Below are 20,117 nucleotides of genomic sequence, written 5' to 3' on the forward strand. Positions count from 1 at the left end.
GCGTCATCGGTGTCTGCGCGCGGAGCGGCTTCGGTTCTCGGCGGCGGCCCCGCGACGATGATGCGTCGGCAGCCCGCATCTGTGAGCGCTCGGAGCACGCCGCCGAGGAGCGTCTCCTGCCCCACGCGGAGGCGGGGCTTGTCGATTCCGCCGAGGCGCGACGCCCGTCCGCCGGCGAGAACGATGGCCTCAGCGGCGCCGTCCGGGGCAGACCCATCGCCGGGCGTCACTCGCCTTCGCGCGTCCACGATCCGCTCCGGCCGCCCTCCTTGGCGACGATGCGCATGTCGGTCATCACGGCCGAGCGGTCCACGCCCTTGACCATGTCGACGATCGCCAGCCCTGAGATCGACACGGCGGTGAGCGCCTCCATCTCGACGCCCGTACGGTCAGCCGTGCGCACGGTCGCGGTGATCTCGACGGCCGAGTCGGTGATCTCAAGGTCGACGTTCGCGCCGTGCACTCCGATGACGTGGGCGAGGGGCAGCAGCTCCGCGCACTTCTTGGCGCCCTGAATGCCCGCGATCCGTGCCACCGCGAGCACATCGCCTTTCGGCACCGACCCGTCGCGCAGAGCTGCGATCGTCTCGGCGGCGACGGCGACGCGCCCGCGCGCCGTCGCCGATCGGACCGTGGGCGTCTTGGCGGTGACATCGACCATCCGCGCGTGCCCGGCCGAATCGATGTGAGTGAAGTCTGCGCTCATGCGTCGATTCTCTCGCGGGTCAGGTCAGAAGCATGACATCGACAAGATCACCGGCCGCGACCTGGTCGACCTCGGCTGGGACGACGGCGATCGCCTCGGCGACGGCGAGACCTCCTGCCAGGTGCGATCCGGAGCCGCCAGCGGTGGCGGGGCGCACGGACCAGTCGGCGGCGTCGCTTCGGTCGATCGATGCCGGCAGGTACTGCCGTCGTCCCTGAGGGGTGCGCCACGGTGCGGCTGCACGGAGCCGGATGACCGGTCGGTCGATGTCGCTGCGACCCTGCATGGCGAGCAGCGCCGGCCGCACGAACACTTCGAACGACACGGCTGCGCTGACCGGATTGCCAGGCAGAGCGAACATGAGCGCTCCGGACGGAAGCCTGCCGAAGCCCTGCGGCTTGCCCGGCTGCATGGCGACCTTGGTGAACTCGATCGTGCCGCCGAGCACGTTCTTGACCACCTCGTACGCGCCCGCGCTAACGCCGCCGGAGGTGATCACCACGTCGACGTCGGCGTGCTCGTCGAGCGCTCGGATGAACTCTTCCGGTGCGTCGTCGACGGTGGCGACGGCGGCGAGCTCCGCGCCCGCTTCTCGCGCCAGGTTCGCCAGCAGCACCGAGTTCGACTCGGGGATCTGACCGCGCCGGAGGAGAAGGCCAGGGCTGGTGAGCTCGGACCCGGTCGACATCACCAGCACGCGGGGTCGCGCCGCGACGACGACCTCGTCGACACCAGCGGCGGCCGCGCCAGACAGGGCGAACGCAGCGAGCGCCGATCCGGGCTCCAGAATCGTGTCGCCGGCTGCGCGGTCCTCACCGCGTCGTCTGATGTGCGCGGCCCGCGCTTTCGGCGCCTCCGTCACCACGGCTTCGGTGAGCGAGTCCGCCAGACCACCCGCCGTGTGCTCGAAGGGCACGATCGCGTCGGCGTCGGCCGGCACAGCCGCCCCCGTCATGATGCGCGCAGCCTCACCCGGCCGGATGGCGGGGTCGTCTGCGCTGCCGGCCGGCACGTCGGCGACGACCCGCAGCGTGGCGGGGGTCGCTGCGGACGCGTCGGCGACGTCGTCGAACAGCACGGCGAAGCCGTCCATGGCGGAGTTGTCGAACACCGGGATCGGCACGCGCGCCGTGACGGGCTCGGCAAGGGTCAGCCCCGCCGCGAGAGACAGCGGCACAGCAGAGATCTCGGTAGGCCGCACCTCGGCGAGCACGCGGTCGCGCTGCTCCTCGACTGTGCGCATGCTCATCGCGCCGCGCTCCGATCCGCCGCCGCGTGCCAGGCATCGAGGCCGCCGGCGACGCTCACGCAGTCGACACCCGTGGCCGCCAGCGCCGCCGCGGCCCGCTTCGAGCGCACACCGGAACGACAGAGCACCGCTGCACGCCGGTCGCCCAAACGTGCCGCGGCAGCGGCGGGATCGGCCATCACCTCGTCGAACCGGATGCTCACGGCGTCGGGAAACGGATTATCCGCTGCGACCTCATCGAGTTCGCGCACGTCGAGCAGGACCGGTGACGCCTGCGCCGCATCGGCGGTGAGGAACGTCTCGAGATCGCGTGCCCTGATACTGCGAGCGCGCTGCGGCTGAGCCGTCGTGGAGTCACTGGACCGCGCTGCACGCCCAGGAACCGGCGCGTCGACATCGAACGGCACTGATGGCGACGGCTCAGGGGCGTCGTCGTCCGCACTGTCGCGCGTCGGTGTCGCCGCGCCGACGAGCGGAACCTCCCGCGACCGTGAGCGCAGCGCGTCGAACAGCAGCACCCGCCCGAGCAGCGGCTCGCCGATGCCAGCGATGAGCTGGATCGCCTGCATCGCCATCGCCGCCCCGACCTGCAGGCACATCGCCCCGAGCACGCCCACCTGGGCGCACGTCGGAACCTCTCCCGCGCTGCCGGCGGGGTAGAGATCACTGAGCAGAACGGGTGAGCGTCCATCGGGCGGAGTCGACCAGAACACCGTCAGCTGGGCACTGAACTCCTGGATCACGCCCCACACCAGCGGCACGCCCAGCTCCTCGCACGCGGCGGCCACGTCGACCCTCGTCTCGAACGTGTCGGCGCCGTCGAGCACCACATCGGCGCCGGTGAGCAGCTCGACCGCGTTGGACGCATCGAGGCGTCGGATGACCGTGCGCACGCTGGTCTCCGGCGAGAGATCCGCGGCGGCGCGCACGGCGCTGAGCGCCTTCGGCTCTCCGACATCGTCGTGCCGGTGCATCACCTGGCGCTGCAGGTTCGAGACCTCCACGACGTCGTCGTCGATCACGGTGAGCGTGCCGACGCCCGCTGCGGCCAGCGCGAGAACGGCGGGGGAGCCGAGCCCGCCCGCGCCGACGAGCGCGACGTGCGCGTTCGCGAGGCGCCGCTGCGCGTCGTCGCCGAAGCCCGCCAGTGCGAGATGGCGCGCCGTGCGGCTGCGCTCCGTCTCGGAGAGCGAAGCGACGGGGTCGACGAGCGGTGGGAACGGCATGTCTCCAGGGTAGGCCGCGGCTCGGACATCCGGGCGCTCCCACCTGTCCCGCGTCCGTCGCTCATCCGGTGCCAGTTTCTCGACCGGTGCGCTCCCATTCCGGTGTGCCGTTCTGCTCCACGGCGCCGGGTCGGCTCGCTCGGGGGCATAGTGCGACACAGTTCTGGAGGCAACGCACTATGGCGCGCGGGAAGCCGACCCCCGTACCCGGCGATGGCAGGATGGGCAGGTGAGGATGAGGCATCTGGCAGCGGTGACGGCTATCGCATCCTGCGTGCTGCTTGCGGGGTGCGGCGGCTCGGCAGAGGACGGCAGAACTCCGGTGACGGTGTTCGCGGCCGCATCGCTGCAGGGCGCCTTCGAGGAGATCGCCGCCGACTTCGAGGCGGAGCATCCGGATGTCGACATCCGCCCCATAGTCACGGACGGTTCGAACGTCCTGATCACGCAGATCGAGGAGGGTGCGATCCCCGACGTCGTAGCGACCGCGAACGAGCAGACCTTCGACCGGATCACGGACGACGTCTCCGACGCGCGCATCTTCGCGACGAACACCCTGGTGATCGCAACACCGCCCGATGCGGAATCGGCGGTTGCAGACCTCGCGGATCTCGCTGACCCGGAACTGGATGTCGTGCTCTGCGCGCCCGAGGTGCCGTGCGGCGCGGCCAGTCGGGCGCTGCTCGACTCCGCCGGCGTCGAATTCACTCCCGCCAGCGAGGAGCAGAACGTCACCGCCGTGCTCACGAAAGTCGAGACGCGCGTCGCCGACGCCGGACTCGTCTACCGCACCGATGTGGTCGGGCGCGACGTCGGCGTCGTCGATGTGACGGGCGCCGACGAGGTGGTCAACCGCTACCCGATCGGTGTGCTCGACGCCGCACCGGAACCGGATGCCGCGGCCCAGTTCGTCGACTATGTGACAGGAGATACCGGACGCGCCGTGCTGGAGGCCCACGGTTTCGGTGCAGGATCGACACGATAGGACTATGAGCGACGTCCGCAGCGGCACCGCCCGCACAGAAGCCGGCCCTCGTCGGCGGGCGTCCCCGCCGGCGCAGCTTCCCCGAGTGCTGGCTGTTCCCGCGCTCGTCGGGCTCGCCATGCTCGTCCTTCCGCTGGCGGCACTCGTCGGCCGGGTGGAATGGACGACGGTCTGGGCGGACGTCACCTCGCCCGCATCCCTCGAGGCGCTGTGGCTCTCGGTGCGCACAGCGCTGATCGCCACGGCCATCTGCCTGGTGCTCGGGGTGCCGCTCGCGCTCCTCATCGCCCGCTCCGCCCGCGCCGTGGCGGCCGTGCTGCGGGCGCTCGTGACGATACCGCTGGTGCTGCCGCCGATGGTCGGCGGCGTCGCCCTGCTGTTCCTGCTCGGCCCGACGGGCCCCGGCGGCTCGCTCCTCGCCGACGTCGGCATCCAGATCCCGTTCACCACCACAGCCGTGGTGCTCGCGCAGGTGTTCGTCGCGCTGCCGTTCCTGGTGCTCGCGCTGGAGGGATCGCTGCGCTCGGTCGGCACAGACTTCGAGCTCGCCGCAGCGGGGCTGGGCGCGGGCCGCTGGAGGATCCTCACCCGCATCACGCTCCCGCTCGCCGCTCCCGGCCTGGTCGCAGGCACCGTGCTGTGCTTCGCCCGCGCGGTCGGCGAGTTCGGCGCCACGGCGCTGTTCGCAGGGAATGCGCCGGGCGTGACCCGCACGATGCCGCTGGCGATCTACACCGCTTTCAACGGATCAGGGCTCTCGCAGGGACCGGCTGTCGCGCTGTCGCTGCTGCTGCTTGTGACCGCGGTCCTCGTACTGCTGCTGGTGCGGGCCTGGCGGCCGGGGGCGATGCGATGAGCCGTGGAACTCTGCACAGGATCAGCGGCGCGCCCATCGATGCGCACGTGATCGTGAATCGTCGCGGATTCCGGCTCGACGCACGCGTGCGAGTCGAGCACGGCGAGATCGTCGCGGTGATGGGGCAGTCGGGCGCGGGCAAGTCCACCCTGCTCGGCGCGATCGCCGGGGTGACGCGCCTGTCGGGCGGGACGGTGGCCTTCGGCAACGACACGGTGGCCACCCGGCGACGGCACGTGCGCCCGCAGAAGCGCGACGTGGTGCTGCTCGGCCAGGATCCGCGGCTGTTTCCCCATCTCTCGGCGCGCGACAACGTCGCATTCGGGCTTCGCGTGCGCGGCCTCGACGGCAAGCATGCCCGCAACGAGGCGGACGAGTGGCTCTGGCAGGTCGGCCTCGGCGGCACGGGCGACCACCGCCCCCGCGAGCTGTCGCGGGGGCAGCAGCAGCGCATCGCGATCGCCAGGGCACTGGCGGCCGCGCCCCGCGCCGTGCTCCTCGACGAGCCGCTCACCTCCCTCGACCCCGAAACGGCTGCCGACATCCGTGCCATGCTGCAGGAGCAGCTGATCTCATCGAGGGTCGCAGCGCTCATCGTCACGCACGACGTCACCGATGCCGCCGCCCTCGGCCGGCGCCTGCTCATCCTCGAGAAGGGCACCGTCACGCAGGAGGGGCCGACCGCGGATGTGCTCGCGCGCCCGGAGACGCCGTTCGCTGCGACGGTCGCCGGTCTGAACCGGATCGTCGGCACCGGATCGAGCGGCGGGTGCCTGGTCAAGGCATCCGAGGGCCCCGTCCGCATCGGAGGCAGCGATGTCGCCGACGCAGGCGGCGGACCGGTCACCGCGGCGCACGGCGCGCCGCACCGCCGGGCGCTGCCCGCGGGGTACGAGTCTGCGGACGATGCGGAGCACATCGACGGGGACGCACCGTCATCGACGCGCGATGCCCAGGCCGCGGCGCTGGAACGGACCCCGCGACGGCATGCGCACGAGGGGAGACGAGTCACGGCGCTGTTCAGACCGAGCGATGTGCGCCTGGAGCGCGCCGAAGACGACTCATGGACCGCCGCACTGCGATTGGCCCGCGATGCCGAACCGGAACCCGGCGAGTGGCTGGCACGAGTCGTCCGATTCGAATCGACGCCGTCCGGAGCGCGCGTCGTCACAGAGAACCCGCGTGTGGCAGCCGAGATTCCCGCTGAGCGACTCGCAGGCTTGCACCTGGCCCCCGGAGATCCCGTGCGTCTGTCCGTGCCGGCGGATCGCGTGCGGATCATCGGCCCGGCACGCAAGCCGCGCGCATCCGGTGCGCAGAATCCGCACAAGGACGGCGCGGAATCGGACACCGCCAGCGGCGCCGCTCCCACCGCCGGAGAGTAGCCTGGTCTGATGTACAGGAGGCGCTCATGACGGCCGTTTCGCTCGGCGCGAAGATTCCGGTCGCCCCCGCGGAAGGCGCGGCCGCGCGCTCCGTGGCCTTCGACGGGCCCCTGGGCGGGCCGCTTGTCGACCGTTTCGGCCGAGTGCACCGCGACCTGCGCATCTCGCTCACGGATCGCTGCTCCCTGCGCTGCACGTACTGCATGCCGGAGCAGGGCAACGAGTGGCTGGCACGCGAGAGCATCCTCACGGTCGACGAGATCGTGCGAGTGGCCGGCATCGCCGCCGACAGCGGCATCACGACGTTCCGCCTGACCGGGGGAGAGCCGCTGCTGAGGCGCGACATCGTCGACGTCGTCCGAAGGCTCGCGCGCATCGAGTCCCCTGACGGGCCTGTGAAGATCGCGATGACGACCAACGGCATCCGGCTGGGCGAGTACCTGCCTGAGCTGGTCGATGCGGGCCTGAAGCGCCTGAACATCTCGATCGACACACTCGATCGGGAGAGGTTCCGCGAGCTGACCCGTCGCGATCGCTTCGACGACGTGATGGACGGCATCGCCGCGGCGGCGCGCAGCGGGCTGAAGCCGCTCAAACTCAACACCGTCGCGATGCGCGGCGTGAACGAGGACGAGATCGTCGACCTCGTGGAGTTCGCTACGGGGCACGGCGCGCAGCTGCGCTTCATCGAGCAGATGCCCCTCGACGCCGGACATACATGGAGCAGGGACAGCATGGTCACGCGCGAGGAGATCCTCGATGCGCTGCGCACACGGTGGGAGCTGGAGCCGATCCCGGGCCGCGGCGGCGCGCCGGCAGAGACGTGGCGGCTCGGCGGAGGTCCGCATTCGGTCGGCGTGATCGCGTCCGTCACCGCGCCGTTCTGCGGCGATTGCGATCGGATGCGCCTCACGGCCGATGGCCAGATCCGGAACTGCCTGTTCTCCAACGACGAGTACGATCTCGTGCCGCGGCTGCGCAACGGCGGCAGTGACGACGACATCGAACGGGTGCTGCGTGCGGCGATCGCGGGCAAACTGCCAGGCCACGCCATCAACGACCCGTCGTTCCTGCAGCCGGACCGCGGCATGAACGCCATCGGCGGCTGACCGGAGACGTCCGCGCGGAGCCGGTCTGTCCGCCCGCGCGTAACATGGCGGTATGGGACGGATCACGACGAGGCGGCCTGTCACCAGGGTCTCCCTCACCCACGGTGAGCGGCGCAGGCCCGACACGCTCGCGGTGGAGGAGCCGCTCGAGATCCGCATCGCGGGCGAGCCGCTCGCGATCACGATGCGCACGCCAGGGCACGACGTCGAGCTGGCGGCAGGATTCCTCGTCTCCGAGGGGGTCGTGCGAACGGGTGCCGACTTCCGCTCGGCGATTCACTGCGGAGGCCCCGGCACCAACGGACTCGGCATGCCGGAGGTCGGTGCTCCGGAAGGAGCAGATGCCGCCCCGCGCGGTGTGCTCGACACGCTTCGCGCGCCCGACGGGGGCGCGTCCGCGAGCGAGAACACCTACAACGTGCTCGATGTGGCCCTCGCGCACGGCGTCGCACTGCCCAGCACCGACCTGTCGCGCAACTTCTACACGACGAGTTCGTGCGGCATGTGCGGCAAGGCGTCGATCGACGCTGTCCGCACCGAGTCGGCCCATGACGTCGCCGGCGACGCCTTCACGATCGACGCCCGCCTGCTCGCGGAGTTCCCCGATACGCTGCGCGACAATCAGGACGCGTTCGACAAGACGGGCGGCCTGCACGCCGCTGGGCTGTTCGACGCGGCGACGGGGGAGCTGCTCGTCCTGCGCGAGGACGTCGGCCGACACAACGCGGTCGACAAAGTGGTCGGCTGGGCCGTGCTGAACAACCGGCTGCCGCTGCGCGGGACCGTGCTGATGGTGTCGGGCAGAGCAAGCTTCGAGCTCGTGCAGAAGGCGCTGATGGCGGGCATTCCAATGCTGTCAGCGGTGTCGGCGCCGTCATCGCTGGCGGTCGAGCTCGCCGACGAGGTCGGCCTCACCCTCGTCGGCTTCCTCCGTGGCGACACCATGAACATCTACACCGGCCACGACCGCATCCTGGTGCCGCAGCCCGCCGAGGTGTAGCCGTCGACAGTCGCTCAGGTGCGGCAGATGGCCGCTATCCGGCGCCTGTGGCGACGATTTCCTGCACCGGAGCAGCGATACGCTGGGCCGACCGGGCAGGATCGGTGTCAGGGTAGGCGGCGGCGAGGATCCGTCGGCGCAGCGTATTGCCCCGTTCGGCGAAGCCGCGCTGGCGGCGCACGTACTCGGCTTTGCCCTCCGGCGTCTCGATGGGCACCGGGTCGAAGCCCCACGCGCGCAGATCGTAGGGCGCCGCCTGCATGTCGAGGCTCCGGACGTCTCTGGCCAGCTCGAACGCGTCCAGCAGGAGCTCACCGGGCACGAGCGGCCCGAGTTTGATCGCCCATTTGTACACGTCCATGCCTGCGTGCAGGCATCCGGGCTGATCCAGATCCGGCTGCGTGCCGCGCGTCGGGCGCAGACGGTTGCGCGGCTCCGCCTCCGCGGTGAAGAACCGGAAGGCGTCGAAGTGCGTGCACTTCAGCTCGTGCGCCTCCACGACGCTGTCGGTGCCGTCCTGCCCGAGTCGCAGCGGCTGCGGATGCCTGTGCTCGTCGGAGCGGTACACCATCGCCCACTCGTGCAGACCGAAGCAGTCGAACTGGCCGGGCCTCGACGCGGTGCGCGTCAGCATGATCCGGATGAGCTTAGCCAGATCCGGCTTCTCCGCTGCGAAACCGGCGCCATCCGGAATCAGGGAGTCGGGGGTCGATCCCTGCCGATACCAGCGCCATCCGGCGCGCTCGGTGTCTGCGGCCTCGGCGAGCTCCGCGCCGGCGCCCGGATGCCAACGGCGCAGCACGGCGGGCTTGAACGAGTAGTACTGGAACAGGAAGTCCCACACCGGATGCTTCTCACCGCGTGCGGCGCGCTCACGATGCCCGGCGGTGAGGGCATCGGCCCGGCGGCTGTGGGCGCGCTCTCGCTCGCGCCAGGCCTCGTGCGGAAGCCTGACGCCGACGGGCGCGTCGGGCGTCACGCGGCGAGCACCTCGCCCATGGCCAGTGAGAGGTACCAGGGGTCGATGACGCCGGTGAGCTCGCGTGCGGAGTGCATCGACAGGATCGGCACGCCGACGTCGACCGTCCGGATGCCCAGGCGCGTCGCTGAGAGCGGTCCGATCGTCGAGCCGCAAGGCACCGAGTTGTTCGAGACGAACTCCTGAGACGGCACCGCGGCGCGCTCGCATGCGGCGTTCCAGACGGCGGCACCGTGCGCGTCGGTGGCGTAGCGCTGGTTGGCGTTGATCTTCAGGATCGGTCCCTGCCCGACCATCGGCAGGTTCACGGGATCGTGCCGCTCAGGGTAGTTCGGGTGCACGGCATGGCCGACATCGCTGGAGACGTGCAGTGACGCGGCGAACGCGCGGGCACGATCCTCCGCACTCGCGCCGAGAGCATCGCCGATGCGGCGCAGCACGTCCTCGTGGAAGGGGCCGGCGGCGCCGGAGCGGGACGAGCTGCCGACCTCCTCGTGGTCGAACGCGGCGAACATTGCGATCGACCGCGTCGGTGCGGCCGTCTCTATCGCGATGAGTCCGGCATGCGTCGACAGCAGGTTGTCGAGGCGGCCGGAGGCGAACAGGTCACCGTTGGTGCCGAACACGCGCGGTTCCTGCGTGTCGGCCGTGAGGATGTCGTAGCCGGCTATCTCGTCCGGCTGGACACCGGCGTCGCGCGCCAGCACCGCGAGGACGTCGGCCGACTCCGCGTCACCGAAGCCCCACACCGGGTCGAGATGCTTCTGCTTGTCGAGTGCGAGCGACTCGTTCGCGGTGCGGTCGAGATGCACCGCGAGCTGCGGGAAGCGCAGCAGCGGCCCGGTGCGCACGACGTGCTCGATGCCGTCGCGGGTCACGATCCGCCCGGCGAGCTCGAGCTCGCGGTCGAGCCACGAGTTCAGCAGCGGACCGCCGTAGACCTCGACGCCGAGCTGCCACCAGCCACCGGGACCGGTGGTGCTGGGCTTCGGCTTCAGCTTGAAGGCGGGGGAGTCGGTGTGCGCCCCGACGATGGAGAACGGCGTGAGCGGCCCCGCATCGTCCGGGACGACGAATGCGATCACCGAGCCGTCGCGCCGCACCACGTAGCGCCCGCCGGGACGCACCTGCCAGGCGTCGCTCTCGTCGATGGCCTCGAACCCTGCGCTGGTCAGACGGCGCACGACCTCGGCAGCCGCGTGGTACGACGAGGGTGAGGCGGTCACGAATGCGGCGAGGTCATCGATGTGCGTGCGTGCGTCGGCTGGGATCATCCGACGATTATCCCAGGTCCGGATGGGCGACGCTCTGCCTCTTTCAAGCTTCGATGTCGTCGGTCTCGCATATCGTGGACGAGTGCTGTCACCGTCCTATCCGCAGAGAGCCCCGTGGGGCACCGCGGAGAACCTTCGGGCATGGCAGCGCGAGGCGATGGATGCATACGACCTCGCGAACAAGCGCGACTTCCTGGTCGCTGCGACGCCCGGTGCCGGGAAGACGACGTTCGCGCTGACGATGGCGCGCAAGCTCCGCAGCGACGACGTCATCGACCGCGTCATCGTGGTCGCGCCGACCGAGCACCTCAAGACCCAGTGGGCGGATGCCGCCGCTCGTGCGCACATCCGGCTCGATCCGAACTTCCGCAACAGCGACGTCGCCCCGTCCCGGCAGTACGCCGGTGTGGTCGTCACCTACGCGCAGGTCGCGGCCAAGGCGTACGTGCATCGCCAGCTGACGGAGTCGGGGCGCACACTGGTCATCCTCGACGAGGTGCACCATGGCGGCGACGCGCTCAGCTGGGGAGACGCCGTGCGAGAGGCGTACGCACCTGCCGCACGGCGGCTGATGCTGTCAGGCACGCCGTTCCGCAGCGACGACTCGCCGATCCCGTTCGTCGACTACGCACCGGATCCATCCGGCGGCATGACCTCGATCACCGACTACAACTACGGCTACGGGCGAGCACTCGCCGACGGCGTCGTGCGCCCGGTGCTCTTCCACGTGTACGCGGGCCAGATGGCCTGGCGCACGAAGGCAGGCGAAGAGGTGGAGGCGCAGCTCGGGCAGGACAACATCAAGGACGTCACATCGCAGGCATGGCGCACCGCACTCGACCCGAACGGCGAGTGGATGTCGCAGATCCTGCGCTCGGCGGACGCGCGGCTCACGGAGATCCGGCACCACGTTCCCGATGCGGGCGGGCTCGTGCTGGCGACCGATCAGACAGCGGCTCGTGCGTACGCGAAGCTGCTGATGTCGATCACCGGCAGACGGGCGACCGTGGTGCTCTCCGATGACAAGGAGGCGTCGCAGCGCATCGAGGACTTCGCGTCGAACGACGACCGATGGATGGTCGCCGTGCGCATGGTGTCGGAGGGCGTCGACGTGCCGCGGCTGGCGGTCGGCGTGTATGCGACGTCGTCGTCCACGCCGCTGTTCTTCGCGCAGGCGATCGGGCGCTTCGTGCGGGCCAGGCGCCGTGGCGAGGCGGCCAGCGTGTTCCTGCCGCACGTGCCTTCTCTGTTGGATCTCGCCGGCGAGATGGAGCGGGAGCGCGATCACGTCATCGGCCGGGGCGAGAAGGACGGCGACGGGCTCGACGATTCCCTGCTCGATGCCGCTGAGCGCGAGGAGAAGGCCTCGGATGAGCTCACCGAGGAGGAGGGGAAGTTCGAGGCTCTCAGCTCGGTGGCGCACTTCGACAAGGTCGTCTTCGAGGGCAGGGAGTTCGGCCAGCTAGCCGTACCAGGCACCGAAGAGGAGCAGGAGTTCATCGGGCTTCCCGGCCTGCTCGAGCCGGAGCACGTGCACGAGCTGCTGCAGCAGCGCACGCAGCGGCAGTCGAAGCATCGGGAGGTGCGCGAATCCGCAGAGCGCGAGAGCGGGCAGAGCGTGCTCCCGGAGCCGCTGCACCGCACGCTGAAGGAACAGCGGCAGCTGTTGAACAACCTCGTCGGGCTCTACTCCAGGCAGACGGGCGATCCGCACGGCAAGATCCACGCAGACCTGCGACGCACATGCGGCGGGCCGGCCGTGGCACAGGCGACCGTGGCACAGCTGCAGAAGCGCATACAGAGCCTGCGCCGTCGCGTGCGCTCCTGAGACGACATCCGGATGACCCGGCGGGCATCGCGGAGGGCGCTCCTGGGCATCCGGGAGGTCTGAGCGGGCATCGCAGAGCCCGCGGCAGCCGTGCGCTGACTCCGGTGTGGCAGATGCACGCAACCGCGGTGCTCCGCGCGTCAGGTGCGGCAGATTCACGCTCCTTCGCGCGGGAGGAACAAACTGCCTCACCCGAGTGCGAGCAGTCCGCGACCGCAGCGCTTCGGGGGTCCGAAATGCTGTCAATGCGCGGATCCGCGACGTCTTGCGGGGCCGCCGCGAATATCGTGGAACGAGTGAACGACACGGAGAATCAGACCCCGAGTGTGCCGACTGCGGCGGATCGCCGTCGGTGGGCGCAGTACATCGCCGACGAGCGTGCCGAGGCGGCGGTGTACCGGCGGCTCGCACGCAAGCGGGCAGGTGAGGAGCGCGAGATCCTGCTGCAGCTCGAAGACGCGGAGAAGCGCCACGAGCAGCACTGGATCGACCTGCTGGGGGGCGAGCCGAAGAAGCTGCCGAAGGCGGGCATGCGCGACAGGCTGACCGGATGGATGGCCGGGCGCTTCGACTCGGTGTTCACGCTCGCGATGGCACAGCAGGCTGAGGCGCGTTCTCCCTACGACGCCGACCCATGGGCGACGCCAGCGATGCGCGCCGACGAGAAGATCCACCACGAGGTCGTGCGCGGGCTCGCGGCGAAGAGCAGGCGCAAGCTCTCCGGCACGTTCCGTGCTGCGGTGTTCGGGGCGAACGACGGGCTCGTCAGCAACCTGGCGCTCGTGATGGGCATCGGCGCGACGGGCGTGGCGCCCCAGTTCGTCCTGTTCAGCGGTGTCGCCGGTCTGCTGGCAGGAGCGCTGTCGATGGGGGCGGGGGAGTACGTCTCGGTGCGCAGCCAGCGCGAACTGCTGGAGGCGACGGAACCGAGCGACTTCGCTCACGCGAACCTGCCTGATCTCGACATCGATGCGAACGAGCTGGCACTCGTGTACCGCACCAGGGGCATGGCAGGGGAGGAGGCGATGGAACGCGCACGGCGCGTGATCGCCGAGGCCAACGGCGGACGGATGCCGCAGCGCACCGCGGCCGGCGACGCGCACGAGGTGGTCGGAGGCGCTCTCCGAGCGGCGGTGTCGAGCTTCCTGCTGTTCGCCTCCGGCGCGATCATCCCCGTGCTGCCATGGATCTTCGGCATGTCGGGAATCGTCGCCGTGGTCGTCGCCCTCGTGCTCGTCGGCATCGCGCTGAGCGTGACCGGCGCACTGGTCGGTCTGCTGTCCGGCGCCTCGCCGATTCCGCGTGCGCTGCGGCAGCTGGCGATCGGTTTCGGGGCCGCCGCGGTGACCTACGGTCTGGGGCTGATCTTCGGAGTGGAACTCGGGTAGCCAGGTGGATCACCGCCACGCCCGAGGCGTCTCATGATTGGGCGGCTGTCGCAGGAGATGGTAATGTTATCTCTTGGTTCGCAAGGCTCCGCACAGCGGGTCCGGACGGGCCGACACCCAATGCGCGGGTGGCGGAATAGGTAGACGCGCTAGCTTGAGGTGCTAGTGCCCGTATTAGGGCGTGGGGGTTCAAGTCCCCCCTCGCGCACAGAATGAAAGCGGCCCCTGACCTGGGATTTACTCTCCAGGTCAGGGGTCATTTTCTATCGAAGTGCTAGAAAAAGTGCTAAGCCTTGCCGAGATGGGCGGCGAAGCGGTCTACGGCCGACCTCTGCATGGTCGGGGTGACGTGGGAGTAGATGTTCATCGTCGTGGTGATCACCGATACCGGCGAGTCCTGACACTCCGCTGGCGGTGCCGAATCGGCACCCCCGTGTCCGGCTTCCCGGTGAATGTCGGCGGAGCGACGTAAACTGACCTGAGAACGCCGACCACAAGGAGGCACCCCGAATGGCTCTCAAGACCCCGGTATCCGAGGCCCATGTCCGGCGCGTGCTCGCCGAGGTCGAGGCCGGGCAGGTCACGGCCGGTGCAGTCGTCTCCGAGGCAGATCGGGAGATTGCCCGCCGCCAGGTGCGCGGGGAGCTGTCCGGGGATGATGCGGTGCGCGAGGCGATCGCAGCCGCGCTTACCCGCTTCCCCGAGAAGTAACCCGTCCGGGCAGGAGCACCAGTGCCCGACCGCTACAGCTACCCGAACAGCCTGGTTCTGATCAACAAGCTCGGCATCACCGACTACGACCGCTGGAAAGCGGTCGAGACGGCCGCGATCCATCAGCGCATGGTCGAACTCACCGAGCACCCCATCCCCGGCCAGTTCGACCTCGCCCACCTGCAGACCATCCACCAGCATCTGACGCAAGACCTGTATCTGTGGGGTGGTGACATTCGCGACACTGATACCCACCCCGGCGGCACCGGAATCGCGCACTGCCGACCGCCGTGCATCGTCCCCGAGGTCGAGCGCGTCTTCGGGGAACTCGCCGCCCGTGACCACCTGCGAGGGCTCGACGCGGACGCGTTCGCTGACGGGCTGGCGTGGGTGTGGGGTGAGACGACGGCGATCCATCCGTTCCGCGACGTGAACACGCGCAGCCAGCACATCATGTTCAACCAGCTCGCCCGCGACGCCGGATGGGCCATCGACTGGTCCCAGATTCCCGGCGACGTGTTCGCCCACGCCCGCACTCTCGCCATCGTGGAAGACCACACAGGGATCGACGCGCTGATCCGCCCGACCCTCCACCGGCTCGACGCAGGCAGGCCACCTGGGGAGGCGTTGACGGTGGAGCAGGTGCGTGGCTTCCAAGCACGCGGCATCTCGCGGACACCGGACGTACTGGACCGTGAACTCGACGCGGCCCGCAAACGACGACACACTCGCCCGGCCGCGGAGTCATTAGGCGCAAAGATGCGCCGACCGGAACCGCCAGCGCCTCACGGCGGGCTCTCTCTATAGCTGGTCAGCTCGCTCGGCGCACTACGCGCGAATACGCGAAACGGCTCAGGTGATCAATTCAGGAGCTGCACGGATACGGTGACGACCATGGCGAGTCCGAAGAGGACAAGGAAGGCTCCGGCGGCTTTGGTGAGCCAAGGGACGATGCGTGCGAGGCGGGTGAGAGCCCGGGTGGAGCCGAGTGCGACCGCGACGAACACGTCCCAGACGAGCACGATGGTGAACATCCACGCACCGTAGGCGGCGAGTGTCAACGGTGAGGCTCCGGCGAGTGCGGCGGCGAGGCTGAGGTAGAAGAGCGCGTTCTTCGGGTTCAGCAGCCCCGAGGCGATACCGAGGCCGAAGTTCCGAACCCACGTCGCTCGCACGGCCTGTGCTTCTTGCTCGGGGTCGAAGCGGGCGTTGGAGCGGAAGAACGCGATACCGATGTATAACAGGAACGCGCCTCCTGCGAGCTGGATCACGGCGAGCACGGTCGGGGTCGATATGAGCGAGAGGCCGGAGAACGCGGCGGCGATGAAGATCCCGTTCGCGGTCGCGATCCCCAGGCAGGCGCCGGTCGCAGCCCGCCACCCGTTGGTCATCGCCGTGCGGGCGATGAGGAAGAAGTCGACGCCGGGGATCAGGAGCGCGAGGAAGTGCGCGACGGCGACAGCAACGAACTGCTCCATACCTCTCCCAGGGGAGTACTTGACGGTGGACTCGTCAAGTATCGGAAGCAGGGAGCGGGCGGGTCTTGTACGTTCTTGCGCTCAGGCCCGGTACGCACCGGGCGACGCGGCGACGTGCGCGCGGAACACGCGATGGAAGTGGCTCTGGTCGGTGAACCCCAGCTCGTGCGCGGTGTCGGCGATCGGGTGCCCGTCGCGGAGCAGGTGCCGTGCTTTCTGGATGCGGGCGTTCTGCCGCCATGCCAACGGCGTGAGTCCTGTCGCGCGCTTGACCGCACGAACCAACTCGTGCTTCGTGAGTCCTGCGATCACGGCCAGCTCAGCCAGGCTCGGGGTCGACTCGTTGTCTCGCAGTCGATCCAGCACGGGACGCAGCCGATCGAGCAGTCGGAGGTCGGTGCCTCCCGTCACCGAGTACTCGGGTGCGGCATCGCCGAGTTCCATCATGAGATGCTGAAACCCGCTCTCGATCCGCTCGGTCGACTTGTCCTCGAAGATGAGATCGGCCCATGCCGTGGTGCGGTGGTGGAGGTCGTGGCGGCGCAGCACCGTCACACCGGAGAACAGCGCAGCGGCGCGATCTGTGGCGGCGAGTGGAACTGCCCAGTCTTGGTCCATGTGGATCATCTGGTAGCGCCAGGAACCGTCGTCGGGGTTGCACTGGTGCACTTGACCTGCCGCGATCACGATCACATCGCCGGGTTCGAGCGTGACGCTGCCGCTGAGGGGACCTGCGAACACTGAGGTTCCCGCCTCGATGATCCCGATAGAGAATGCGTCGTGCGTATGCGGCCGGTAGCAGGAGTTCTCCTGACACGACCGCCGCGCCTCGACGTGAGGCAGCGCGGTACACCGCACGAACTCAGCCAAGCACGCACCTCCCTCTCAGATGTGTCCCGCTCGGGACGGGACCCGACTCCCTTACAGGCTACGCTCAACCGCTGCATCGCACACCGACGCCGACTTCGCTACAAGCCAAGGTGGGGGCGCTCAGCACCGCTCTCGCTGATACGCCTGGGAGTCCTGCGCGCAAACGGAGATAGCACGACGACCCTGTTCGCCGCGCTGGAGGTCGCAACCGTCATGTCACCGGCGCGGTCGAGCCCGAGCATCGTCGGCAGGAGTTCTTGAGCTTTCTGCTTCTGGGGAGGGGCGCAGCATCTTGTGAGCGCGATCGATCAGGGTGAATCTGCCCGCGGTCGGCACCGTCGTGCCGAAGAGTCTTCGGTGTGTGCCTCTGGATGCGGTGGAGATGTGCGCGTCGCGGGTATGGCGTTGGGCTGGGGCAGACGGTCAGGCGAGCGTGAGAAAGAGCTTCTCGAGTTCGTCCTGATCGGGATTGCCCTCAGCGTCCGGGTGGTTCAGGCATTCTTTCAGGGCGCTGGAGATCACGAGGAACCCTGCCCGGTCGAGCGCCTTGGAGACAGCGGAGAGCTGCTGCACGATATCGCGGCAGTGCTCATCCTGCTCCACCGCGGCGATGACTGCGGCGAGCTGCCCATGCGCACGGCGCAGCCGGTTCACCACCTTGCGCTTCGCCTCTGCATCGTGCTGAGCCGGAGTGGCTTCCGTTCCCGTCTCGTCCCTCATGGCGTCTGCCTTCCCTCTGTGCTGGGCCAACCTGGCTTGACAAACACGATACCCCCATGGGTATAGTTATGTCATTCATCAAGATACCCCCGGGGGTATCCAGACCGGTTGAGGAGAATGTGATGTGTCGAGCGGTGACCTGTCGTACATGTAGGAAGACGACCTGGGCGGGCTGCGGGCAGCATGTCGCGATGGTGAAGGCGGGCGTGCCCGCATCGGAGTGGTGCAACGGCAAGCACACCCAGGCCCAGATCGATGCTGCGAAGGCGAATCGAGGGGGGTTCTTCTCCCGTCTGTTCGGCCGATAGACACAGTGGAAAGGATGTGGAACAGGAGATGGCTACGGAGAATCTGACCTCGGACACGTTCGAGGCCGTCGTGAGCGGCGGGGGCATCGTGTTCGTCGATTTCTGGGCGGCGTGGTGCGGGCCGTGCCGGGCCTTTGCGCCTACGTTCGAGCGCGCCTCCGAGCACCACCCGGACATCGTGTTCGGCAAGGTCGATACTGAGGCCGAACAGCAACTGGCTGCCGACTTCCGCATCGCCTCGATACCGACGCTGATGATCTTCCGCGACGGGATCATGGTCTACGCGCAGCCTGGAGCCCTTACTTCTGCGCAGCTCGACCAACTCATTCAGAGGGCGTGCGATCTCGACATGGACGACGTGCGTCGGCAGATCGCCGAACGCGACACGCAGTCCGCTTCCTGAGACCATCTCAGACCACCCCTCTCGTCCAGCACATCGTTAGAAAGGACCCTCATCATGTGCGCACGAATCACCTGTTCTGCTTGCGGCAAGCCGACCTGGGCCGGCTGCGGTCAGCACATCGAGGATGCCCTCTCCGGCGTGCCCGAGGCCGACCGCTGCACATGCAACTGACTCCTGAACGACTCCGTCACTCGAGAAAGAACTGATCATGCTGCTGGAACGCATCTACGACGAAGACCTCGCACAGGCGAGCTACTTCATCGGCTGCCAAGCGAAAGGCGAGGCGATCGTCGTCGACCCGCGCCGCGACCTCGATGTCTATCTCGACCTCGCCGAGAAGAACGAGATGCAGATCGTGGCCGTGACCGAGACCCACATCCACGCCGACTATCTCTCGGGCACGCGGGAACTCGCGGCGAGGACCGGTGCGCAGATGTATGTCTCGGATGAGGGCGGCACTGACTGGGCCTACTCCGACATGTTCGACGGAGCTGTGCGGATGAAGCACGGCCACCGCATCCGACTCGGCAATATCACTGTCGAGGCGTCTCATACGCCGGGGCACACGCCGGAGCATCTGTCGTTCTTGATCACGGACGGTGCACAGGCGAGTGAGCCGGGCTTCATGCTCACCGGGGACTTCGTGTTCGTCGGTGACTTGGGTCGTCCCGATCTGCTCGACGAGGCCGCCGGTTTCGTCGACACCCGCTTCGAAGGGGCCAGGGATCTCTTCGCAAGCCTGCGCGACCGCTTCCTCATGCTGCCCGACTACGTCCAGGTGCTGCCGGCGCACGGCTCGGGATCTGCTTGTGGGAAGGCGCTCGGCGCGATCCCCGCGTCGACGGTCGGCTACGAGCGCAACTTCTCGTGGTGGAGCCGGTATCTGAAGAATGACGACGAGCAGGGCTTCGTCGACGAGCTGCTCAGCGGACAGCCGGATGCGCACGCCTACTTCGGCCGCATGAAGATGGAGAACAGAATCGGCCCCGACGTGATCGGCGCTGCTCCCGAACTCATCGAGTACACGGCAGACGAGCTCCGGCCGGAGCTCGAAGCAGACTCCGTGATCTTCGTCGACACGCGTCACAACAGCGAAGTGCACGAGGGCACAGTGGCCCGCTCCCTGAACATCCCGAGCGCCGCGAAGGTCGCCAGCTACGGCGCCTGGGTCTACGATCCGCAGATCGAGGATCGCCCGCTCGTGCTGCTCGCAGGCTCCGCGGAGGAGGCGCAGGAGTTGCGTGACCACCTGGTGCGAGTCGGCATCGACACGGTGCACGGCTACATCACCTCACTGGACGGCCTCGAACTCGTCAGGCCGAAGCTCGTGCAGCCGGAGGATCTCGACGGCTTCGAGCGGGTCGTGCTGCTCGACGTACGCAATCGCACCGAGTACGCCGAGGGCCACCTGCCGGGCGCCGCGCAGCTCTCCGCGGGGCGTGTGCTCTGGAACCTCGATCTGCTGCCCGAGCCTGAGGCCGGCACGATCGTCACCTACTGCCAGAGCGGTGTACGCAATAGCGTCGCCGCCAGCGCATTGCGCCGCGAGGGGTATGACATCGCAGAACTCGACGGCAGCTATGCCGCCTGGGCAGCGCGCCCCGGCAACCAGCCCGTCGCCGCTTGATCGACAGCCCAGGAG

Annotated in this window: 21 protein-coding genes and 1 tRNA gene; 13 read left to right on the top strand and 9 right to left on the bottom strand. The window is 68.8% G+C overall.

Annotated elements, in window-relative coordinates; genetic code table 11:
* The 4 genes from DZG09_RS10635 to DZG09_RS10650 form a co-directional block, all read right to left on the bottom strand.
* Nucleotides 1-230 (bottom strand): nucleotidyltransferase family protein (locus DZG09_RS10635; RefSeq protein WP_205529147.1); only part of this gene is annotated, 230 nt, incomplete at its 3' end.
* Nucleotides 227-706, bottom strand: coding sequence for a cyclic pyranopterin monophosphate synthase MoaC (gene moaC / locus DZG09_RS10640; RefSeq protein ID WP_119697710.1), 480 nt, complete (start codon nucleotides 704-706; stop codon nucleotides 227-229). The genes moaC and DZG09_RS10635, both read right to left, overlap by 4 nt.
* A 19-nt stretch (nucleotides 707-725) precedes the next feature.
* Entirely contained in the window at nucleotides 726-1,949 is a 1,224-nt protein-coding gene (locus tag DZG09_RS10645; protein WP_119697988.1) for a molybdopterin molybdotransferase MoeA, read from the bottom strand.
* A gap of 2 nt (nucleotides 1,950-1,951) precedes the next feature.
* On the bottom strand, nucleotides 1,952-3,181 hold the full coding sequence (locus DZG09_RS10650) for a ThiF family adenylyltransferase (protein WP_119697711.1): 1,230 nt from the start codon (nucleotides 3,179-3,181) through the stop codon (nucleotides 1,952-1,954).
* Nucleotides 3,182-3,416: 235 nt separating this feature from the next.
* On the opposite strand from DZG09_RS10650, the gene modA reads away from it, so the two are divergent.
* From modA to fdhD, 5 genes are read left to right on the top strand one after another with little or no spacing between them, the layout of a single operon-like run.
* Complete coding sequence (modA, locus tag DZG09_RS10655) at nucleotides 3,417-4,166, top strand: molybdate ABC transporter substrate-binding protein (protein ID WP_119697712.1); 750 nt, start codon at nucleotides 3,417-3,419, stop codon at nucleotides 4,164-4,166.
* Nucleotides 4,167-4,170: 4 nt separating this feature from the next.
* Nucleotides 4,171-5,022 carry an ABC transporter permease gene (locus DZG09_RS10660; RefSeq protein ID WP_119697713.1) on the top strand — a complete coding sequence of 284 codons (852 nt, stop codon included), beginning with the start codon at nucleotides 4,171-4,173 and terminating at the stop codon, nucleotides 5,020-5,022.
* The gene (locus DZG09_RS10665) at nucleotides 5,019-6,407 is read left to right on the top strand and encodes an ATP-binding cassette domain-containing protein (protein ID WP_119697714.1); all 1,389 of its coding nucleotides are present in this window, start codon (nucleotides 5,019-5,021) and stop codon (nucleotides 6,405-6,407) included. Before DZG09_RS10660 ends, DZG09_RS10665 begins: the two co-directional genes overlap by 4 nt.
* A 26-nt stretch (nucleotides 6,408-6,433) precedes the next feature.
* Entirely contained in the window at nucleotides 6,434-7,516 is a 1,083-nt protein-coding gene (moaA, locus tag DZG09_RS10670; protein WP_119697715.1) for a GTP 3',8-cyclase MoaA, read from the top strand.
* Nucleotides 7,517-7,568: 52 nt separating this feature from the next.
* A complete protein-coding gene (gene fdhD / locus DZG09_RS10675; RefSeq protein WP_119697716.1) occupies nucleotides 7,569-8,516 on the top strand; it encodes a formate dehydrogenase accessory sulfurtransferase FdhD in 948 nt (315 codons plus the stop codon).
* A gap of 34 nt (nucleotides 8,517-8,550) precedes the next feature.
* Here fdhD and DZG09_RS10680 read toward each other — a convergent pair whose 3' ends face one another.
* Entirely contained in the window at nucleotides 8,551-9,495 is a 945-nt protein-coding gene (locus tag DZG09_RS10680; RefSeq protein ID WP_119697717.1) for a 3-methyladenine DNA glycosylase, read from the bottom strand.
* Nucleotides 9,492-10,769 (bottom strand): M18 family aminopeptidase, encoded by a 1,278-nt coding sequence (locus tag DZG09_RS10685; protein WP_119697718.1) that lies wholly within the window; start codon nucleotides 10,767-10,769, stop codon nucleotides 9,492-9,494. The genes DZG09_RS10680 and DZG09_RS10685 overlap by 4 nt, the downstream gene beginning before the upstream one ends.
* An 82-nt stretch (nucleotides 10,770-10,851) precedes the next feature.
* On the opposite strand from DZG09_RS10685, the gene DZG09_RS10690 reads away from it, so the two are divergent.
* The 5 genes from DZG09_RS10690 to DZG09_RS10710 all read left to right on the top strand — a co-directional run bounded on the left by DZG09_RS10690 (nucleotide 10,852) and on the right by DZG09_RS10710 (nucleotide 15,503).
* Entirely contained in the window at nucleotides 10,852-12,597 is a 1,746-nt protein-coding gene (locus tag DZG09_RS10690; protein WP_240423939.1) for a DEAD/DEAH box helicase, read from the top strand.
* Nucleotides 12,598-12,842: 245 nt separating this feature from the next.
* Nucleotides 12,843-13,985, top strand: a complete 1,143-nt coding sequence (locus DZG09_RS10695) for a VIT1/CCC1 transporter family protein (protein ID WP_119697720.1) — start codon at nucleotides 12,843-12,845, stop codon at nucleotides 13,983-13,985.
* A gap of 122 nt (nucleotides 13,986-14,107) precedes the next feature.
* Nucleotides 14,108-14,193 (top strand) — tRNA-Leu (locus DZG09_RS10700).
* A gap of 302 nt (nucleotides 14,194-14,495) precedes the next feature.
* A complete protein-coding gene (locus DZG09_RS10705) occupies nucleotides 14,496-14,696 on the top strand; it encodes a hypothetical protein (RefSeq protein WP_119697721.1) in 201 nt (66 codons plus the stop codon).
* 21 nt (nucleotides 14,697-14,717) lie between these two features.
* The gene (locus DZG09_RS10710; protein WP_119697722.1) at nucleotides 14,718-15,503 is read left to right on the top strand and encodes a Fic/DOC family protein; all 786 of its coding nucleotides are present in this window, start codon (nucleotides 14,718-14,720) and stop codon (nucleotides 15,501-15,503) included.
* Nucleotides 15,504-15,556: 53 nt separating this feature from the next.
* Here DZG09_RS10710 and DZG09_RS10715 read toward each other — a convergent pair whose 3' ends face one another.
* The 3 genes from DZG09_RS10715 to DZG09_RS10725 all read right to left on the bottom strand — a co-directional run bounded on the left by DZG09_RS10715 (nucleotide 15,557) and on the right by DZG09_RS10725 (nucleotide 17,764).
* On the bottom strand, nucleotides 15,557-16,174 hold the full coding sequence (locus tag DZG09_RS10715; RefSeq protein WP_119697723.1) for a LysE family translocator: 618 nt from the start codon (nucleotides 16,172-16,174) through the stop codon (nucleotides 15,557-15,559).
* 81 nt (nucleotides 16,175-16,255) lie between these two features.
* Nucleotides 16,256-17,032 carry a helix-turn-helix transcriptional regulator gene (locus DZG09_RS10720; RefSeq protein WP_240423993.1) on the bottom strand — a complete coding sequence of 259 codons (777 nt, stop codon included), beginning with the start codon at nucleotides 17,030-17,032 and terminating at the stop codon, nucleotides 16,256-16,258.
* A gap of 435 nt (nucleotides 17,033-17,467) precedes the next feature.
* On the bottom strand, nucleotides 17,468-17,764 hold the full coding sequence (locus tag DZG09_RS10725) for a metal-sensitive transcriptional regulator (protein WP_119697725.1): 297 nt from the start codon (nucleotides 17,762-17,764) through the stop codon (nucleotides 17,468-17,470).
* A 122-nt stretch (nucleotides 17,765-17,886) separates the two neighbouring features.
* Here DZG09_RS10725 and DZG09_RS16895 point away from each other — a divergent pair, with 122 nt between their 5' ends.
* From DZG09_RS16895 to DZG09_RS10740, 3 genes are all read left to right on the top strand, one after another.
* The gene (locus DZG09_RS16895; RefSeq protein ID WP_119697989.1) at nucleotides 17,887-18,072 is read left to right on the top strand and encodes a hypothetical protein; all 186 of its coding nucleotides are present in this window, start codon (nucleotides 17,887-17,889) and stop codon (nucleotides 18,070-18,072) included.
* A 28-nt stretch (nucleotides 18,073-18,100) separates the two neighbouring features.
* On the top strand, nucleotides 18,101-18,475 hold the full coding sequence (gene trxA / locus DZG09_RS10735) for a thioredoxin (RefSeq protein ID WP_119697990.1): 375 nt from the start codon (nucleotides 18,101-18,103) through the stop codon (nucleotides 18,473-18,475).
* A gap of 208 nt (nucleotides 18,476-18,683) precedes the next feature.
* Complete coding sequence (locus DZG09_RS10740) at nucleotides 18,684-20,102, top strand: MBL fold metallo-hydrolase (RefSeq protein ID WP_119697726.1); 1,419 nt, start codon at nucleotides 18,684-18,686, stop codon at nucleotides 20,100-20,102.
* Nucleotides 20,103-20,117 lie beyond the last annotated feature (15 nt).

It is taken from the genome of Microbacterium halotolerans, from assembly GCF_003569805.1.
Classification (GTDB): Bacteria; Actinomycetota; Actinomycetes; order Actinomycetales; family Microbacteriaceae; genus Microbacterium; species Microbacterium halotolerans.

Excerpts from the sequence above, each read along its gene's own strand:
- moaA (WP_119697715.1), top strand. The coding sequence starts at position 6,434 with ATGACGGCCGTTTCGCTCGGCGCGAAGATTCCGGTCGCCCCCGCGGAA.
- DZG09_RS10685 (WP_119697718.1), bottom strand. The coding sequence starts at position 10,769 with ATGATCCCAGCCGACGCACGCACGCACATCGATGACCTCGCCGCATTC.
- DZG09_RS10725 (WP_119697725.1), bottom strand. The coding sequence starts at position 17,764 with ATGAGGGACGAGACGGGAACGGAAGCCACTCCGGCTCAGCACGATGCA.
- DZG09_RS10705 (WP_119697721.1), top strand. The coding sequence starts at position 14,496 with ATGGCTCTCAAGACCCCGGTATCCGAGGCCCATGTCCGGCGCGTGCTC.
- DZG09_RS16895 (WP_119697989.1), top strand. The coding sequence starts at position 17,887 with ATGTGTCGAGCGGTGACCTGTCGTACATGTAGGAAGACGACCTGGGCG.
- DZG09_RS10740 (WP_119697726.1), top strand. The coding sequence starts at position 18,684 with ATGCTGCTGGAACGCATCTACGACGAAGACCTCGCACAGGCGAGCTAC.
- DZG09_RS10715 (WP_119697723.1), bottom strand. The coding sequence starts at position 16,174 with ATGGAGCAGTTCGTTGCTGTCGCCGTCGCGCACTTCCTCGCGCTCCTG.
- moaC (WP_119697710.1), bottom strand. The coding sequence starts at position 706 with ATGAGCGCAGACTTCACTCACATCGATTCGGCCGGGCACGCGCGGATG.
- fdhD (WP_119697716.1), top strand. The coding sequence starts at position 7,569 with ATGGGACGGATCACGACGAGGCGGCCTGTCACCAGGGTCTCCCTCACC.
- DZG09_RS10695 (WP_119697720.1), top strand. The coding sequence starts at position 12,843 with ATGCGCGGATCCGCGACGTCTTGCGGGGCCGCCGCGAATATCGTGGAA.
- DZG09_RS10660 (WP_119697713.1), top strand. The coding sequence starts at position 4,171 with ATGAGCGACGTCCGCAGCGGCACCGCCCGCACAGAAGCCGGCCCTCGT.
- trxA (WP_119697990.1), top strand. The coding sequence starts at position 18,101 with ATGGCTACGGAGAATCTGACCTCGGACACGTTCGAGGCCGTCGTGAGC.
- DZG09_RS10645 (WP_119697988.1), bottom strand. The coding sequence starts at position 1,949 with ATGCGCACAGTCGAGGAGCAGCGCGACCGCGTGCTCGCCGAGGTGCGG.
- DZG09_RS10665 (WP_119697714.1), top strand. The coding sequence starts at position 5,019 with ATGAGCCGTGGAACTCTGCACAGGATCAGCGGCGCGCCCATCGATGCG.
- modA (WP_119697712.1), top strand. The coding sequence starts at position 3,417 with ATGAGGCATCTGGCAGCGGTGACGGCTATCGCATCCTGCGTGCTGCTT.
- DZG09_RS10650 (WP_119697711.1), bottom strand. The coding sequence starts at position 3,181 with ATGCCGTTCCCACCGCTCGTCGACCCCGTCGCTTCGCTCTCCGAGACG.